This is a genomic window from Caballeronia humi, assembly GCF_001544475.1.
Lineage (GTDB): Bacteria > Pseudomonadota > Gammaproteobacteria > Burkholderiales > Burkholderiaceae > Caballeronia > Caballeronia humi.
The window spans coordinates 1-17,444 of the sequence record NZ_FCNW02000021.1 but is presented as its reverse complement, the minus strand read 5'-3'; the positions used below and the strand labels follow the sequence as shown (position 1 = coordinate 17,444).

The following is a 17,444-nucleotide window of genomic DNA, read 5'->3' as shown; positions in this document are numbered from 1 at the left end:
ACTCAGACGCTGCGCCGCTTCGGCGCCTTCACCGCGATCAGCAGCAAAGCCGCAAGAGACACCGCGAGCAGGATCAGCGAAAGCGCCGATGCTGGCAGGTAATAGCCACGGTTCACCTGCCCGACGACCACGATCGGCACGGTCGCGAAGCCCGGTGGATACACGGTCAACGTAGCGCCCAGTTCGCCCAGCGACAACGCGAATCCCAGCGCCAAACTCGCGCGGATCGCGGGCACGAGCTGTGGCAGGACCACGCGTCCGAGCACCATCGCGGGCGGTGCGCCGAGACTCGCGGCGGCTTCGCGCAGGACCGTGAGTTCGGGGCGCAGCGCGGCGGCGGCGCACCGGTAGCAGAACGGCAGCACGAGCGCGAGCTGCACGAGCACGACGATTGCCGCCGACCCGGAGATGTCCAGCGGCTTCTTGTGATACGCGATCAGCACGGCGAGCCCGAGCACGACGCTCGGCACGCCGTTGGGCATCATCGCGATGGTGTCGACCCACGCGCCCACGCCGCGCCGGTCGCGTCCTTCGAGCGCCAGCGCGAGCCAGAGGCCCAGCACCGTACCCAGCACCGCGACGCCGAAGCCGACCGAGAGGCTCGTCGTCAGCGCGTCGAAGTCGCTGGAGCCGAGGCGTTCAAACCAGCGCAGGCTGAAGCCATCGGGGAGGATCGTGCCCGACCAGTGGGATGCCACGCTCGACAAAGCCACGACGATCACCGGCAGCACGAAGAGCCAGAAGCACAACAACGCGGCGAAACCCATGAAGGCCCACGCGCCGATCCGCCTGAGCGTGCGCGACTTCGGAGCGCTCGCGCCGAGCGTCAATTCAGTTGCCATTGCGGCCTCCGTTACGCCGGTTGATCCGCCGATACAGCGCATAGAGCGAGAGCGACATCGCCAGCATCACGACCGCGCCCGCAGCCGCGGCTGACAAATCGAGATCGACCGTCGCGGAGCTATAGATCGCGGTCGGCAGCGTGATCAGGTGCGCGCTGCCGAGCACGAGCAGGATGCCGAATTCGTTCAGCGTGAGCAGGAAGCAAAGGATCGTGCCCGCCGCGATACCCGGCCACGCGAGCGGCAGGATCACCTTGAAGGCGACCATCCGGCCGTTCGCGCCGAGGCTGCTTGCGGCTTCGATGAGACGCGTATCGAGCGTGGCGAACGACGCGAGCGTCGGGCGCACGACAAACGGCGCATAAAACACGACCTCCGCGAGAATCACGCCGCCGATGCCGAACAGGAAGTCGAGCGGCGGGTGCTGCAGATTAAAGAGCCGCTGCAATCCGATGCTCACCGACCCCTGCGACCCGTATAGAAAGATCAGCGTGAACGCGACCAGAAATGACGGAAACGCGACGAACAATTCGAGGAAACGCGTGACGAGCTTTGCGCCCGGGAAAGGCTTGAAGAACAGCATCGACGCGAGTAGCACGCCGAGCAGCGAGGCGAGTGTCGCGCTCGCGAACAGGATGCCGAGCGTCTTGCCGATCACACCGCTCGTCTCCGGATTGCCGAAGAACGCGGTGTATGCGTGCAGGCTGAAGCCGTGCGCATCGGTCACGCTGAGCGTGAGGAGCCGCAGGAGCGGATAGATCACGAGCGGGCCGAGCACCACGACCAGGATGAACCACAGGTGCCATTGCGCGAGCCGCCCGCGCCGCCGTTTCGCGACGGCGTGCGCGGCATCGTCGATGCGGAGTTCACTCGTCGATAAGGACGACATCGTCAACCTCGTGGCGTAGGGAAACACGAGCGCCCTTCTCGGGCATAGGGCCGTGGGCGCGCTGCATCGTGACGAGCACGGGTGCATCCGGCATCGCATCGAGCATGATCGACACCGACAACGCCGCGCCATACCACTCCACCGACGCGATCGTGCCGTGCAGGCGCGCCGCGCCGAGCGGCACGATCGACAGGCACTCGGGACGGATGCACGCCACGCGGTCACGCACGGCGTGACGCGCATCGCCGACCGGGTACATCACCGATGGCGGCAACAGGTTCGCCGCGCCGAGATAGCGCGCGACGAAGGCGTCCTTCGGGTTGTCGTAGAGTTCACGCGGCGTGCCCAGTTGTGCGATACGGCCATCGCGCATCAAAAGCGTGCGGTCCGAGAGCACGAGCGCGTCGTCCTGATCGTGCGTCACGCAGACGATCGTCAGGTTCGGCAAGCGCTCATGCAGCGCCTTCAACTCGCTGCGCACGGAGGCGCGCAAATTGGCATCGAGCGCCGAGAGCGGCTCGTCAAGCAGCAGGACGTCAGGCTCGATCACGAGCGCGCGCGCCAGCGCCACGCGCTGCTGCATCCCGCCCGACAACTGCGCCGGCATCACGTGGCCCGCGTCGCCGAGTTGCACCAGCTTGAGCGCATCGGCGACGCGTCGTGCGATTTCGCCCGCTTTCAGGCGGCGGGCCCGCAAGCCGAACGCGACGTTGTCGAACACCGAGAGATGCGGAAAAAGCGCGTAGCTCTGGAACAGCAAGCCGAGGTTGCGCTTGAAGGGCGGCACATGCGTCAGGTCGCGTCCTGCGATCGTCAGCCTGCCCGCGAGGCCGTCCGCCTGAACGAAGCCCGCGATGAAACGCAGCAGCGTCGTCTTGCCGCAGCCGCTGCGGCCGAGCACCGTCAGCAACTCGCCGCGTTCGATGGTCAGCGACAGATCGTCGAGCACGGTGCGCGCGCCGAAGCGCACGCTCAGGTTCTCGATGCGCACGCCGCCCGATTCGTGCCGTTGGGCAGGCGCTGCGGCGTCGAGCGTGGCCGGAGCCAGCGTCAGGGTGTTCACGGTTCGCGTCCTCTTTGCATTGCAGTGGAAGGCTTACGACTTCGGCTTGACCACTTCGACTTCCTTGCCCGAGTTGCCGATCACGTCGCTCTTCCAGCGCGTCGTCCAGGTCGCCTTCTTGTCCATCACATGGTTCCAGTCGACCGGAATCAGCTTCACGCCCGCGATGGCCTGCTTGACCGCCTCGCCGTTCTTGCCGGCGAGTGGCACGTCGGTGCGCCCCGGAATGCCGTAGATATCCGGCACCTTCGCCTGCACTTCCTTCGACATCAGATAGTCGACGAGCTTCTCGCCCGCCGCCTGATTCGGACCGCCCTTGATCAGCCCGATGGCGTACGGCAACTGGAACGTCGTCGGCGCGTCACCCGCTTTCGCCGAGAGGAAGACCGGCTTGAGCGAGAGGCCGCCATTAGCTGCATCGTCGAGATCCATCTGCAGGTCGCCGTTCGCGAACGCGATCTCGTTGCGCGAGAGCAGGACGTCGAGATAACCCGTGCCCTTCGTGTGGAATTTCGCGCTCTTCTCCAGTTCCTTCAGGTACTCGAACGCCTTGTCTTCGCCCATCAGCGCGCTCGTCAGGATGATGACGGCCATACCGTCGCCAGCGGTCGCCGGGTTCGAATACGCGATCTTGCCGCTGAAGTCCGGATGCAGCAGGTCCGCGAATGTCTTGGGCGTGGTCTTCGTGACTTCGGGGTTGATCGCGAACGAGAAGTAGTTGTTCACGAACGTCGCCCATGCGCCGTCCGGGGCCTTCGCAATCGCGGGCACGTTCTTGTAGTTGACGCTCTGATACGTGCGCAGCAAGCCGTTTTGCGAGGCCTGCTGGATGAACGGCGGCAGCGTGACGATCACGTCGGCTTTAGGCGAATCCTTCTCGACGGTCGCACGATTCACGACTTCGCCGCTGCCTGCCGTGACGATGTTGACCTTCACGCCTTCCTTCTTCTCGAAGGCCGGCAGGACATCCTTGTAGAGGTTTTCGAGGCCGTCGGCGGTGTAAAGCACGACGGCATCGGCGGCTTGCGCAGGCAGCGCCGCGAAGCTCGTGAACGCGGCCACGGCGAGCGCCGACAGCACACGCTGCGCGAACTCGTTCGATGTGAAAAGGCGATTGCTTGTCATGTTGCCAGTTCTCCGGAAAGGCGGATTCATCCAGTTTCGTGAGGATGGACACACGTTTGTTCGTTTCGCGCGGCGCCCGCAACGGGTTCGCCAGCAGCGCAACCGAAGCATCACAGAACTTCGTGACAAAGCCATGACGATGCAACATTTCTCCCACAATAAACACATTTCGCCACTTTTTGGCTTATGCTTTTTCAGATGCGCCGGACGGTTCAAGTCTCGGCGAAGTCACTGAACATCGAACGGAGGAAACGTGATCCACGGAAATGGCCCGGTCTTGCTGACCCCTGGCCCGCTCACCACGTCGGCCGCGACCCGCGAAGCGATGCTTTACGACTGGGGATCGTGGGACGAGGCCTTCAACCGGATGACGAAGAGCATCTGCCGCGATCTGCTCGCGATAGTCTCCGGTCACGACGATTTCGTCTGCGTGCCGATGCAGGGCAGCGGCACGTTTGCCGTGGAGGCCGCGCTAGGCTCACTCGTGCCGCACGATGCCGTCGTGCTCGTGCCGAACAACGGCGCATATTGCGCGCGCATGCTGAAAATTCTGGAGCGGCTTGGCATCGCTGCCGTCGAGTTGAAGTTCCACGACGACGAGCCCGCGAGCGTTGCGCGCATCCAGGCGATGTTCGAGCGCGATCCGCGCATCACCCATGTCGCGCAGGTGCATCTGGAGACGAGCGCAGGTCTGCTGAATCCGCTCGACGAAATCGCGGCGCTGTGCGCACAGCACGGCAAGCGCCTGATCGTCGATGCGATGAGTTCATTCGGCGCGCTGCCGATCGATGTATCGAAGGGCGGCATCGACGCGCTGATTTCCGCGAGCGGCAAATGCCTCGAAGGCGTGCCGGGCATGGGCTTCGTGATCGTGCGGCGGTCGTTGCTGGAAGCGTCGGCAGGTATCGCGCGATCGCTTGCGCTCGATATTCACGATCAGTACGCGTACATGCTGAAGACGACACAATGGCGCTTCACGCCGCCGACGCATGTCGTCGCCGCATTGCGCGCGGCGCTCGATCAGTTCTTTGCAGAAGGCGGCCAGCCGGAGCGTGGGACGCGCTATCGAAGCAACTGCGCCGCGCTGATCGACGGCATGACGGCGCTCGGCTTCGAGCCGTATCTCGATGCCGACGTGCAAGCGCCCGTGATCGTCACGTTTCACGCGCCGCGCGATACGTCCTACGATTTCAAGCGCTTCTACGAAGCCGTGCGCGATGCGGGCTATGTGCTCTATCCGGGCAAGCTCACGGACGTGGAGACGTTTCGCGTGGGATGCATCGGCGCGATCGATGCCGATGACATACGCGGTGCCGTCGCGGCGATCGGGCGCGCGTTGCAGACGCTGAACGTCTCTGTAGCGACGTGATGGTCAGGCTTCACGTGCTGTCAGGCGATCAGCAATTCCGGACCGCGAGCCGCAATCGCACGGCGCAGTGCCTTGTCGGGCGCGAGCTCCGTGATGAGATAGCGCGCCTTGTCGAAATCGCGGATACGAACCGGCGTGACGTGGCCGAACTTCGAATGATCCGCGACGATCGCCGCCGCGCTCGCCGCCACGATCATGCGGCTGCGCACTTCAGCCGCGAGGCGCGAGTAGTCGGTCAGGAAGGCGTCCGGCGTGATCGCGCCCGCGCCGACGAATGCGAAATCCGCGTGATATTGCGAGAGCTGGTGCACGGTATCGAGGCCGAAGACCGCGTCTTCCTGATCGGACAGTTCGCCGCCGAGCAGCGTGACCTTGTTGTCGTTGCGGCGTCCGAGCAAGAGCGCGATACGCCAGTCGTTGGTGTACACCGTCAGCCGGTGACGGTCGCCGAGCGCGCGCGCGACGGCTTGCGTCGTGCTGCCCGAATCGATGATGACGGATGCGCCGTCCGGCACCAGTTGCGCCGCGCGCTCGCCGATTGCGCGCTTGGCGGCGGTGTTCGCGGCATCACGCACGTCGAGGTCCGGCTCGCGACGTTCGTTCGACAGCGCGCCGCCGTGCGTGGTCGCTATCAGTCCGCGTTCGGCGAGCGCGTTGAGATCGCGCCGGATGGTTTCGCGCGATACGTCGAGCGCGCGCACGAGTTCGGCGACCGACAGCGCGCCGTTCTTCGACAGTTCCGACAGGATGTATTGATGGCGTTGTTCGGCGAGCATCGCGTGCGGCCGGCGATGCCGGCGATGAACATGGGGACAATCGATCGGGCCGCTCTACCGGTCCGATCGGACGAGACCGCGCGTATTGTAGTACGCGCCACGCTTCTACACGGATGACCATGACTCACTCTCACTTTCATACGGACGTGGCGATCGTCGGGGCCGGAATCCTCGGGCTTTCGCATGCGTATGCGTTCGCCAGGCGCGGTTTGCGCGTGACCGTGTTCGAGCGTAGCGGCACACCGCTTGGCGCATCGGTGCGCAACTTCGGCATGGTGCTCGTGACCGGACAGCCGCCCGGCGCGATGCACGCGCTTGCGCGGGCATCGCGGGAGATATGGCTCGGCTGGGGCGCGAGCGCGGGGTTTCATGTGCGGCGTTCAGGCTCGCTGATGTTCGCGCGTAGCGACGCCGAAGCGCGTGTGATGGAGGCGTTTGCTGCGACTCGCGCTGAGTATGCAGCCGAGCTGCTGTCGCGCCCGGCGCTCGATGATCTCTACGATGGACGCTTCGCCAGGCATCGCGCGGCGCTGCATGGGCGCGACGATCTGCAAGTGTTTTCGCGCGCGGCAGTGCCTTCGATCATCGACTACTTGCGGCACGCGCACGGCGTGGAGTTTCGCTTCGGGACGCTGGCGCGGAACATCGACGGTGCGCTTGTCGACACCACTGCGGGCGTGTGGCGGGCGGAACATGTGGTGGTGTGCGCGGGGCACGACTACCTTTCGCTCCTCGCTCCGCAGCTTGCCGCGCTCAAGCCGCGTGTATGCCGGTTGCAGATGCTGCGGGTGCGGCCTGCTGCGCCTTTTGCGCTCGATCACGCGGTGTTGACTGGCCTGAGTTGCCTGCACTACGGTGCGTTCTCTGATCTTCCTGAAGTTGAGGTGCTACGCGAGGAAGTGGCGACGCGTCATCCCGCGCTGCTCGAGCACGGCGTCCACTTGCTCGTGAGTCCGACGCCGGACGGTGATTTGATCGTTGGCGATTCGCACGATTACGCCGACGATCCTTCGCCCTTCAATTCTTCCGCGATCGATGAGATGCTGCTTTCGCTTGCCGAGGAAACGCTGGGTGGCGAATTGCAAGTCGTCGAGCGGTGGCAAGGCGTGTATGGCGCGCGCACCAAGGCTTTCGAGGCACCATTTTCAGTGCTGCGCGTGGCGCCGAATGTCACGGGCGTGTTCATGCATGCCGGCGTCGGGATGAGTGTCGCGCCTGCGCTGGGGGAAAGGGTGACGAGTCATTTAATCGAAGGTAAACCGATGACCCTTCAAGCGATATAAATCATTTAAAGCGCGTAGATGCCCTGCCGCAGGATCAATCTTGCACTCGTTGTACGATCCTGTGGCATCCCTCCACAAACTGTATATACTGTTTCCGCCAACAAGATCAGGAGAAACAGATGGAGACGACCGCCAGCAAGACACCGGTGAAGAAGACGCTTCAATCCACGAGACGTGCCGCGGCCAAAACTGCGGTGAAGGCCGAACCGGCCGCCAGGACGAAAGCGAAGGCACCTGCCGCAAAACCGGCAAAGAAAAGCGAACCAAAACTCGCCGTCAAAGCCGACGCATCGGTTGAAGCGAAAGCCAAGCGCCAGAAGAAGGAAAAAGTCGTACGCGACAGCTTCACCATGCCCAAGTCCGAGTACGCGAAGCTCGCATCGCTGAAGCAAAAGTGCCTTGACAACGGCGTTCGCGTGAAAAAAAGCGAACTGCTGCGTGCCGCGCTCGCGATGCTCGACGGCGTTCCCCCGAAGCGCCTGCTCGCCGCGGTCAACGGCCTCGAAGCGGTCAAGACGGGACGCCCGTCGAACGCGTGAGCCGCGCTGTCACATGGGTGACATCAAAGACGTCTATGGTTTCGGGCGGGACAATCCGGCCCCAAAGCACGACGATCACAATCAAGACATCGGGTCGTGCCGAACTCGTGCAACTTCGAGACGATGACTGTGACTTTCGCTCCAACGCCTGGCGCAACGAGCCCGCGCACACCGCTGTCCGCCCCGCCCCGGCATGCGGCACGCACCCGCCGTTCGATGTCGTTCATGCTCCGCGACCAGCCCGTCGCCGATGCGTTCGTCATGCTGACCGCGCCCCTCGCGAGCGAAGCGCTGCACCAGACCGAGCAATTGGGATCGGATACTGACGCACATGGCTTGCGTGCGCTATGTACGACGTTGCGTCGCTTGCGCGCAATCTGGTGGGCCTTCGAGCCGCTGCTCGATGAACGCGAGGCGCGCGTGGTCAGGAAGCGCTTCAAGCGGATCGCCGATATCGCCCGCGAACCGCACGATCTCGAAGCGGCGTGCGGCCTGCTTTCTCGCGCGCGCAAGACCGGCTCGCGCGTCGCGCCAGTTATGCGGACGATCAGCAGGGAGCGGCGCGATGCGTCGATGTCGAGTTGCGACGCGATCCGCAACGCGGGCATCGACGTGATGCTCAGGCGCGCGCTCGCCGATGCACGTCGAAGCCTCGAAGCGCGGGTCGTGAACCAGACGCTCGAAGAATTTGCTCGGGCGCGCGTCTCGCTCGCCGGCGATGCGCTCAGGAAGAAGGAACGGCGCGCCGTGAAGATGAAGCGCATGGACGTGAAGGCGCTGCGCAGCATCGAGGAAGCCGCTACGCGTTTTCAGTGCATGATCGAAGTGTTTTCGCCCGTTCTCGAACGCGGACATCGGCACACGATGGAAAATCTGTGCGCCGCGCAAGCCGCACTCGGCCAACTCGACAGCGTGATCGCGAGCGAAGCGGTGGTGCGCCGCGTCGCCGCCCGCTCGACGGACAAGGACGCGGTGCAGGAAGCGGTCCGCTGGCTGAACAAGGAAAAGAAAGTGGAATCGCAGGCGGCGGTGAAGATACTTCGCGCGCTGGCCGCGTGACTGGCGCGAAAAGCCTTGGAGCGACCAAGGCATTAACAAGGCCTCCCGCCATCAGGTTGCATGCCCTGTTGCGCGCATAGAGGACGAGAATCGAAAACGCCGTCTCGCTCATGCGCGGCCCCGAAACTATTCGGCAAGTATTTAATGCGCAGTCAGCACGAACCCTATTCGGCAAGTGACTTGCCTGACGCGTCCTTGATCTTCGCGCGCCACTGCGAGCGAATCTCGGTGACGACGGATGCGGGCAACGTGATGTAGTCGAGACTCTGCGCGGCCTGCTCGCCGTTCTTGAACGCCCAGTCGAAGAACTTCAGCGTCTCCCGGCCTTGTTCCGGCTTGTCCTGTTTCGCATGCAGCAGGACGAAGGTCGCCCCGACGACGGGCCATGCCTCCTTGCCCGGCTCGTTGGTGAGGATCTGATAGAAAGACTTGGACCAGTCGGCGCCAGCGGCGGCCGCCTTGAACGTGTCGGTGCTCGGCTGAACGACCGTGCCGGCCGCATTCTTCATCGCTGCATACGTCATGCGGTTCTGCTTGACGTACGCCCATTCGACGTAGCCAATCGCCCCCGGTATGCGCTGCACGAAGGCGGCGACGCCGTCGTTGCCCTTGCCGCCCATGCCCGTCGGCCAGTTGACGGTCGCGCCCTCGCCGGCCTTCGCCTTCCATTCGGGGTTCACTTGCGAAAGGTAGTGCGTCCAGATGAAACTCGTCCCCGATCCGTCCGCGCGACGCACCACGGCAATATCCGCATCGGACAGCTTTTTGTTGGGATTCAACGCGGCGATGGCCGGGTCGTTCCACTTCCTGATCTTGTTGAGGTAGATGTCGCCGAGCACCTGGCCCGAGAGCGTGATCTCGCCTGGCTTGACTCCCGGCAGGTTGACCACAGGCACGACCCCGCCGACGACGGTCGGAAACTGGAAGAGTCCGTCCTTCGCCAGTTCGTCATCCTTGAGCGGCGCGTCGGAGCCGGCGAAGTCGACGGTCTTCGCGATCACCTGCTTCACACCGCCCGACGAACCGATCCCCTGATAGTTGACCCTGCCGCCGCCAGCGGACTTCTGATAGGCATCGGCCCATTTGTTGTAAATCGGCGCCGCGAACGTACTGCCCGCGCCGGTGATGTCCGCGGCGTGCGCCACCCCGGCGACGAGCAAGCCAGTCAGGCCAATCATTGCGAATCCGGACGTATGCATAGCCCCTCCCGAAGCGACGTATGCAATTTGTAAAAAGCTAGACCCGTCTGATGACAAATCGGTGAACGTGGCATCGCGTTCGGGCGATCTTCAAGCGCCTGACGAACTGTCCGGTAAAAACCCTGATTTACAAAAACATTACATCCCGTACCGTGAGTCAGTAGCAATCTCTCCGTTAGCCTGAGGAGAATCGGATATGGAAGGGGACAATTCGCCGACGCCGCAAGGCAAAGCGCCCGACAGCGAAAGCGCCGACGACCCGAGCGTGCTCAGCCATCCGCGCTACGCGCAGATGTTTCCTCTTCTGACGGAAGCCGAAATCGGCCGGGTGCGGCGCTTCGGTGATCCGTCGCGTTATGCCAGGGGCGAATTGCTCTATCGCGCGGGGGACCGCTGCCCCGGCATGTTCGTCCTGCTTTCGGGCAAGGTGCGGATCGTCGGACGCGATGGCCTGGGCCACGAGCGGATCATCCACACCTACACGCGCCGGGGCGATTTCACGTCCGACGTCACGCAGCTTTCCGCCAAGCCTGCTGTCGTGGATGCGCACGTCATCGAGGAGGTCGAGGCGATACTGCTGCGGCCCGACGAACTCAGCGCGATGATGATCAGCGAAGCCGATCTCGGCGAAAAGATCATGCGCGCGCTGATCCTGCGGCGCGTGCTCGTGATCGAACGCGGCCAAGGCGTCGTGCTGGTCGGCGCGTCGGGAAACGCACGGCTCCTCGCGCTGCAGAATTTTCTGCGCCGCAACGCCTTTCCGAACATGACGCTCGATGCGAACCTCGACGCCGAAGCCGTCGCCTTGCTCGAACGCCTGACGCCGCAACCGGACGACTTCCCGCTCGTCGTCTGTCCGAACGGCGCCGTGCTGCGCAATCCCGACGAAGGCCAGCTCGCGTCCTGTCTCGGCTTGATCCCCGAGTTCGATCCGGCGCACGTCTACGACGTGGCGATCGTCGGCGCCGGGCCGGCCGGGCTCGCGACGGCGGTCTACGCGGCATCGGAAGGGCTGTCGGTTGCGGCGCTCGACTGCAGCGCGCCCGGCGGACAAGCGAGCACGAGCGCGCGTATCGAGAACTACCTGGGCTTTCCGACTGGCATCACAGGCCACGCGCTCGCGGGCCGCGCGTTCGTGCAGGCGCAAAAGTTCGGGGCGCACATCGGCATCCCGTGCGAGGTCAAGGCGCTGTATTGCGATGCGCAGCCCCTTGCCGTCGAGCTTGCCGACAGGAAACGCATCACGGCGCGCACGGTAGTCATCGCGAGCGGTGCGGAGTATCGGCGGCCGGACGTGGACGGCCTCGCGCGCTTCGAAGGCGCTGGCGTCTACTACTGGGCCACGCCGATCGAAGCGCGGCTATGCCGCAAGGAGCCGGTACTGCTGGTCGGCGGCGGTAATTCGGCGGGACAGGCGGTGGTGTTCCTCGCGTCGCACGCGGAGCACGTGCATGTGTTCATTCGCGGGGCAAGCCTCGAGCACAGCATGTCGCATTACCTGATCGAGCGCATCGTTGCGCTGCCGAACGTGACGCTGCATCGGCGTATCGAACTGGGTGCGCTCGAAGGCGAGGCGCGTCTGGAACGCGTGCATTATCGCGATGCAGACGGCGTCGAGAGAAGCATGGCGACGCATCATCTGTTCGTGTTCATCGGCGCGCAGCCGAACACGGGCTGGCTCAGGACGTGCGGCGTGACGCTCGACGATAAAGGCTTCGTGCTGACGGGCGCCGATGTCGCGGCGCTGCCGTTGCAGACGAGCGTTCCGGGCGTGTTCGCGATTGGCGACGTCCGCTCGGGATCGACGAAGCGAGTCGCTTCGGCTGTCGGTGAAGGCGCGGCGGTCGTCGCGCAGATTCATGGTTTGCTGGCTACAAGCCGATAGAAACCACTAAACCACGTTCGCCCTCACGCGGCCGACCATCGCCTCCGATAAACCCGCGGCAAGCAATCCGATGCGGTTGGTCAACGCGCCGCGCGTGGTTTCGATTTGCACTTCTGGCGTCGGGACGACTCGTTCAGTCGATGCCGAAGCGGAGCCTTTCGTTTCGCCATTTGCCGACTGAGCTCGACGCTGGTCGCGCGGGCGTCCTGCCGCAGATCATTGGCCTAACAACAGATTCCTAGCGAATCTATCAGCGACTCCGATACTTCCCATCCCAAATCACGATTTTTCATATCGATATTCCACGGATAGGATTAGCAGCATCCAACAACCTATTCCGTGCTTCCCATGTTCCTTCGCCCTCTCGATGGCAATGACCGCCCTTGGCATGGAAACGCGCTTCTCGCAAATTCGCGAGGCTAGTCCGCGTGCGCTGGCAACTGGCGCGATCCTGTATGCATGGCTGTTTGCGGCGGGCTGGCAATTACCTATGGCGTGCAGCACCTGTTCGGCTGAACGATTCGAGAGGCGCACGCTCAAGCGTTGAAGCACACTCACGAAGGGGCAACAGATGGAACACGGCGCTCGCACACAAGACGAAAAGCTGGAAGTCAAGACCACGACCTGCTACATGTGCGCGTGCCGCTGCGGCATCCGCGTGCACTTGCGCGAAGGCGAAGTTCGCTACATCGACGGCAACCCGAATCACCCGCTCAATCAGGGCGTGATCTGCGCGAAAGGCGCGTCGGGGATCATGAAGCAGTACTCGCCCGCGCGCCTCACGCAGCCGCTAATGCGCAAGCCCGACGCCGAGCGCGGCACCGCGCAATTCGAGCCGGTCTCGTGGGAAACCGCCTTCGCCACACTCGAAAACCGTCTCGCCCACCTGCGCGCGACCGACCCGAAGAAGTTTGCGCTCTTCACCGGCCGCGACCAGATGCAGGCGCTTACCGGCCTCTTCGCGAAGCAGTTCGGCACGCCCAATTACGCGGCACACGGCGGTTTCTGCTCGGCGAACATGGCGGCGGGCATGATCTATACGATTGGCGGATCGTTCTGGGAATTCGGCGGCCCCGATCTCGACAGCGCCAAGCTCTTCTTCATGATCGGCACGGCGGAAGATCATCATTCGAATCCGCTCAAGATCGCCCTCTCGAAGTTCAAGCGCGCGGGCGGGCGCTTCATCGCGATCAATCCGGTTCGCACCGGCTACGCGGCGATCGCCGATGAATGGGTGCCGATCCGACCCGGCACCGATGGCGCGCTCTTCATGGCGCTGATCCACGAACTGATCGCCGCCGATGCCTGGGATCACGAGTTCGTTGCGCGCTACACGAACGCGGCCGAACTGCTCGACATGAACGAAGCGAGCGACACATTCGGGCTCTTCGTGCGCGATCCTGAAACGTCCGAAGGCAACCCGCTCTTCCCGCAGAACCACTTGTGGTGGGATCGCGCGACGAATCGCGCGGTGCCGCATCACGCCCACGACGCCGACCCCGCGCTCGACGGCCGCTACACGCTCGACGACGGCACGCCCGTCACGCCGTCGTTCGCGTTGCTGCGCGAACGCGTGGCCGATTGCACGCCCGAATGGGCCGCCGACATCACCGGCATCCCCACCGCGACGATCCGGCGCCTCGCCGCCGAGATGGCGCAAGTGAGCCGCGACCACAAGATCACGCTGCCGATCCGCTGGACCGATGCATGGGGCAAGACGCACGAGACCGTCACGGGCAACCCGGTCGCCTTCCACGCGATGCGCGGACTCGCCGCGCATTCGAACGGCTTCCAGTCGATCCGCGCGCTCGCCGTGCTGATGTCGCTGCTCGGCACGATCGACCGGCCGGGGGGCTTCCGGCACAAGTCACCGTTTCCGCGCGCGGTGCCGCCGTCGGCGAAACCGCCGAATCATCCTGACGCGGTCAAGCCGAACACGCCGCTCGCGAGCGGTCCGCTCGGCTGGCCGGCCGCGCCCGAAGACCTCTTCATCGACGATGCGGGCGGCCCGGTTCGCATCGACAAGGCGTTCTCGTGGGAATACCCGCTCGCGGTCCACGGCGTGATGCACAGCGTCATCACGAACGCGTGGCGCGGCGACCCCTACCCCATCGACACCCTGATGATCTTCATGGCGAACATGGCGTGGAATTCGTCGATGAACACGGTCGAAGTGCGCAAGATGCTCGCCGACAAGCGCGGTAACGGCGAGTACAAGATCCCGTTCATCGTCGTGTGCGATGCGTTCCAGTCGGAAATGACCGCCTTCGCCGACCTGATCCTGCCCGACACGACCTATCTCGAACGCCATGACGCGATGTCGATGCTCGATCGTCCGATCTCCGAATTCGACGGTCCGGTCGATTCGGTCCGCGTGCCGGTCGTGCCGCCGACGGGCGAATGCAAACCGTTCCAGGAAGTGTTGATCGAGCTCGCGAGCCGCCTGAAGCTGCCCGCGTTCACGACGCCCGAGGGCACGCGCAAGTATCGCGATTATCCGGAGTTCATCGTCAATCATCAAACGTCGCCGGGCTCGGGCGTGGGCTTTCTGATCGGCTGGCGCGGCAAGGACGGCAAGGACGCGCTCGTCGGCGAGCCGAATCCGAACCAGTGGGAGCAATACGCGAAGAACGATTGCGTCTTTCACTACACGCTGCCCGAAACCTTGCAGTACATGCGCAACTGCAACGGACCGTATCTCGACTGGGCGGTCAAAAAAGGCTTTCGCAAGTTCAATGAGCCGATCCTGATCCAGCTCTACTCCGATGTGATGCAGAAGTTCCGCCTCGCCGCGCAGGGTCGCACGAAGGGACGCCAGCCGCCTGATCATCTGCGTGCGCGCGTCGAGCATTATTTCGATCCGCTGCCGTTCTGGTATCCGCCGCTCGAACGCGATTCAACCGATCTCGCGCGCTTCCCGCTCGCGGCCGTCACGCAGCGGCCGATGGCCATGTATCACTCATGGGATTCGCAGAATGCGTGGCTGCGGCAGATTCACGGCGAAAACCATCTGTACATGAATCCCCTGATGGCGCGCGAGAACGGTATCGAGGACGGCGGCTGGATTTATGTCGAATCGCAGTGGGGCAAGGTGCGCTGCATGGCGCGCTACAGCGAGACCGTCGAGCCCGGCACGGTGTGGACGTGGAACGCGATCGGCAAGGCGGCGGGCGCGTGGAATCTCGGTCCCGATGCGAACGAATCGCAGCGCGGCTTCCTGCTCAATCACCTGATCACCGACGAACTGCCGGGCGCGACACCCACCGCTTCGCGCCTGTCGAATTCCGATCCGGTCACGGGCCAGGCGGCATGGTACGACGTGCGCGTGCGCGTCTACCCGGCCGAAGCCGACGCGGACCACACGCTCCCGCAATTCGCACCGATGCGCGCCGCGCCCGGCATGACGGGCGTGATCCAGCGCGTCGTGCAGACCTACTTCGCGGGTCGCGGGGAATTCGCCGCGCGCCTGCGCAACAGCATCAAGAACACCTGACAGGAGCCGCACATGACCCAGATGGCGCTCGTGATCGACCTGAACGTCTGCGTGGGATGCCACGCGTGCGTGACGAGCTGCAAGGAATGGAACACGTCGGGCGAGGCGGGCAGTCTCTCCGACTCGCGTCCCTACGACGCCGATCCTTCCGGCACTTTCTTCAACCGCGTGCAGACCTACGAGGCGGGCGAATTCCCGCTCGCCGACACCATCCACTTCCCGAAGTCGTGCCTGCACTGCGAGGACCCGCCGTGCGTGCCCGTGTGTCCGACGGGCGCGAGCTACAAGCGCAAGGAGGACGGCCTCGTGCTCGTCGATTTCGACAAGTGCATCGGCTGCAAGTACTGCGCGTGGGCGTGTCCGTACGGCGCGCGCGAACTCGACGAAGCGCGCCAGGAGATGACCAAGTGCACGCTCTGCGCCGATCGCATCAATAACGAGGCGCTGCCCGAGCGCGATCGCAAGCCCGCGTGCGTGCTCGCTTGCCCGACCTCGGCGCGGCTCTTCGGCGATATTCACGACCCGGACTCGGTCGTATCGAAGGCGATACGCGAGCGCGGCGGATACCAGTTGATGCCCGAGTGGGACACGAAGCCCGCGAACCACTATCTGCCGCGGCAGCCGGTCACGTCGTGCGGTAGCGGTGCGTGCTCCTGTCAGCCGCAGGATGCGCAACCCGAACGCGGCGAACTGCATCTCGCCTCGCTGGCGGTGCGCGTGTGATTCCCTACATCGACTTCATCGACTTTCGGAGCAGCCAATGAAACCCGCATTCTCGGTCGTATTCTTAACGACGTTGAGCGGCGCCGCGCAGGGCCTTTTTATCGCGCTCGTCGGCGTCGAAGCCGCGCTGCGTTTCGGCATCGTCGCGGCGCCGACGCAGACGTTCTTCGTCGTCGGCGCGGCAGTGTCGGTCGTGCTCGGCGTGCTTGGGCTCATCGCTTCGTTCTTCCACCTCGGACATCCCGAGCGCGCGTGGCGCGCCATCGCGATGTGGCGCACGTCGTGGCTCTCGCGCGAATGCCTGTGCCTGCCCGCGTTCCTTTCCTGCGCGTTCGCGTACGGTGTCGCGCATTGGTTCGCGTCGCCATGGTCGCTCGCGATCGGCGCGCTCGGCGTGGTTGCGAGCGGCGCGCTCTTCGTGTGCACCGCGATGATCTATGCGTGCCTGCGCTTTCTGCAGGAATGGGCGACGCCGCTCACGATGGTCAACTTCGTGCTGCTCGGCTGCGCGTCCGGCTTTACGCTCGCGACCGTGTGCGCGGCCTGGCTCGCGCCATCACTCACCGTCGGACTCGCGACGTGCGCCTGCATTCTGACGCTTGCTGGCTGTGCGAGTCGCGTGGCGTCGCTCGTGCGCAATGCTCGCCTGCGTCCGAAATCGACGGTGCAAAGCGCGACCGGCATCAAGGGCCCGAACGTCGTGCAGAAATCGCGTGGCTTCACGGCCGGCGCGTTCAATCTGCGTGAATTCTTCCACGGGAAGACTCCCGGCGCGTTGCGCCGCATCAAGTGGACGTTTCTTGCCGGCGCCTTCGGCGTGCCGATCGTGCTGATGGTGATGATGATGGGGACGGGCGTGTCGTCGATCGGGCTGGTTTGTGCCGCTTTCGTTACGCAATACGCGGGGCTGGTCGCGGAACGATGGTTCTTCTTCGCCGAGGCCCGGCATCCGCAGAATCTGTATTACGCGCAGGCTTCGTGAGCCAGCCTTCGGGCGGCGTATGAACTCTCGAAGCGGCTGACTCGCGGCTGCGATTTGCATTCCGGCCGCCGCCTCGGAATCAGGCGGCTTGCGTCGATATGCCCGTTATGCCCATCGTTTGCAGCATGTCGCGTACCGCTTCGAGCGCGCCGCGCATCTCGCGCTCGCCGATCCGGCCAATGCAGCCGATTCGAAATGAATCGGCGACCGTCAGCTT

General features: G+C 64.2%; 14 protein-coding genes and 1 pseudogene. 9 read left to right on the top strand and 6 right to left on the bottom strand.

Translation table 11 applies throughout. The features are described 5' to 3' along the window. Positions 1 to 2: 2 nt before the first annotated feature. Genes phnV through phnS form a run of 4 tightly spaced genes read right to left on the bottom strand, consistent with a single transcriptional unit; the run spans position 3 to position 3,919 of the window. Positions 3 to 842 (bottom strand): 2-aminoethylphosphonate ABC transport system, membrane component PhnV, encoded by an 840-nt coding sequence (gene phnV, locus AWB65_RS19130; RefSeq protein ID WP_268808254.1) that lies wholly within the window; start codon positions 840 to 842, stop codon positions 3 to 5. Next, complete coding sequence (locus AWB65_RS19125) at positions 832 to 1,731, bottom strand: 2-aminoethylphosphonate ABC transporter permease subunit (RefSeq protein ID WP_087668634.1); 900 nt, start codon at positions 1,729 to 1,731, stop codon at positions 832 to 834. The genes phnV and AWB65_RS19125 overlap by 11 nt, the downstream gene beginning before the upstream one ends. Beyond that, positions 1,709 to 2,794 (bottom strand): 2-aminoethylphosphonate ABC transport system ATP-binding subunit PhnT, encoded by a 1,086-nt coding sequence (phnT, locus tag AWB65_RS19120; RefSeq protein ID WP_087668633.1) that lies wholly within the window; start codon positions 2,792 to 2,794, stop codon positions 1,709 to 1,711. The genes AWB65_RS19125 and phnT overlap by 23 nt, the downstream gene beginning before the upstream one ends. 33 nt (positions 2,795 to 2,827) lie before the next feature. After that, on the bottom strand, positions 2,828 to 3,919 hold the full coding sequence (gene phnS, locus AWB65_RS19115; RefSeq protein ID WP_087668632.1) for a 2-aminoethylphosphonate ABC transporter substrate-binding protein: 1,092 nt from the start codon (positions 3,917 to 3,919) through the stop codon (positions 2,828 to 2,830). Positions 3,920 to 4,172: 253 nt separating this feature from the next. Here phnS and AWB65_RS19110 point away from each other — a divergent pair, with 253 nt between their 5' ends. Further along, the gene (locus AWB65_RS19110; RefSeq protein WP_087668631.1) at positions 4,173 to 5,288 is read left to right on the top strand and encodes a 2-aminoethylphosphonate--pyruvate transaminase; all 1,116 of its coding nucleotides are present in this window, start codon (positions 4,173 to 4,175) and stop codon (positions 5,286 to 5,288) included. A gap of 20 nt (positions 5,289 to 5,308) precedes the next feature. Here AWB65_RS19110 and AWB65_RS19105 read toward each other — a convergent pair whose 3' ends face one another. Then, complete coding sequence (locus AWB65_RS19105; protein WP_087668630.1) at positions 5,309 to 6,064, bottom strand: DeoR/GlpR family DNA-binding transcription regulator; 756 nt, start codon at positions 6,062 to 6,064, stop codon at positions 5,309 to 5,311. 119 nt (positions 6,065 to 6,183) lie between these two features. Between AWB65_RS19105 and AWB65_RS19100 the strand changes: the two genes are divergently transcribed. The 3 genes from AWB65_RS19100 (at position 6,184) to AWB65_RS19090 (ending at position 8,945) form a co-directional block, all read left to right on the top strand. After that, positions 6,184 to 7,347: a TIGR03364 family FAD-dependent oxidoreductase gene (locus tag AWB65_RS19100; protein ID WP_087668629.1), complete on the top strand. Its 1,164-nt coding sequence runs from the start codon at positions 6,184 to 6,186 to the stop codon at positions 7,345 to 7,347. A 119-nt stretch (positions 7,348 to 7,466) separates the two neighbouring features. Further along, entirely contained in the window at positions 7,467 to 7,886 is a 420-nt protein-coding gene (locus AWB65_RS19095; RefSeq protein ID WP_087668628.1) for a hypothetical protein, read from the top strand. Positions 7,887 to 8,111: 225 nt separating this feature from the next. Further along, entirely contained in the window at positions 8,112 to 8,945 is an 834-nt protein-coding gene (locus tag AWB65_RS19090) for a CHAD domain-containing protein (RefSeq protein ID WP_235007678.1), read from the top strand. 164 nt (positions 8,946 to 9,109) lie between these two features. Here AWB65_RS19090 and pstS read toward each other — a convergent pair whose 3' ends face one another. Continuing rightward, entirely contained in the window at positions 9,110 to 10,123 is a 1,014-nt protein-coding gene (gene pstS, locus AWB65_RS19085) for a phosphate ABC transporter substrate-binding protein PstS (RefSeq protein ID WP_235007677.1), read from the bottom strand. Between the two features lie 217 nt (positions 10,124 to 10,340). On the opposite strand from pstS, the gene AWB65_RS19080 reads away from it, so the two are divergent. From AWB65_RS19080 to AWB65_RS19065, 5 genes and pseudogenes are all read left to right on the top strand, one after another. Further along, the gene (locus AWB65_RS19080; protein ID WP_087668626.1) at positions 10,341 to 12,029 is read left to right on the top strand and encodes an FAD-dependent oxidoreductase; all 1,689 of its coding nucleotides are present in this window, start codon (positions 10,341 to 10,343) and stop codon (positions 12,027 to 12,029) included. A gap of 352 nt (positions 12,030 to 12,381) precedes the next feature. Then, positions 12,382 to 12,545 (top strand): annotated as a pseudogene (locus AWB65_RS36995) (YeiH family putative sulfate export transporter); the annotation flags it as partial. A gap of 55 nt (positions 12,546 to 12,600) precedes the next feature. Next, positions 12,601 to 15,522 (top strand): molybdopterin oxidoreductase family protein, encoded by a 2,922-nt coding sequence (locus tag AWB65_RS19075; protein ID WP_087668625.1) that lies wholly within the window; start codon positions 12,601 to 12,603, stop codon positions 15,520 to 15,522. 12 nt (positions 15,523 to 15,534) lie between these two features. Then, positions 15,535 to 16,245, top strand: a complete 711-nt coding sequence (locus AWB65_RS19070; RefSeq protein ID WP_087668624.1) for a 4Fe-4S dicluster domain-containing protein — start codon at positions 15,535 to 15,537, stop codon at positions 16,243 to 16,245. Between the two features lie 37 nt (positions 16,246 to 16,282). Beyond that, positions 16,283 to 17,227, top strand: coding sequence for a dimethyl sulfoxide reductase anchor subunit family protein (locus AWB65_RS19065; RefSeq protein WP_087668623.1), 945 nt, complete (start codon positions 16,283 to 16,285; stop codon positions 17,225 to 17,227). The last annotated feature ends 217 nt before the right edge of the window (positions 17,228 to 17,444 follow it).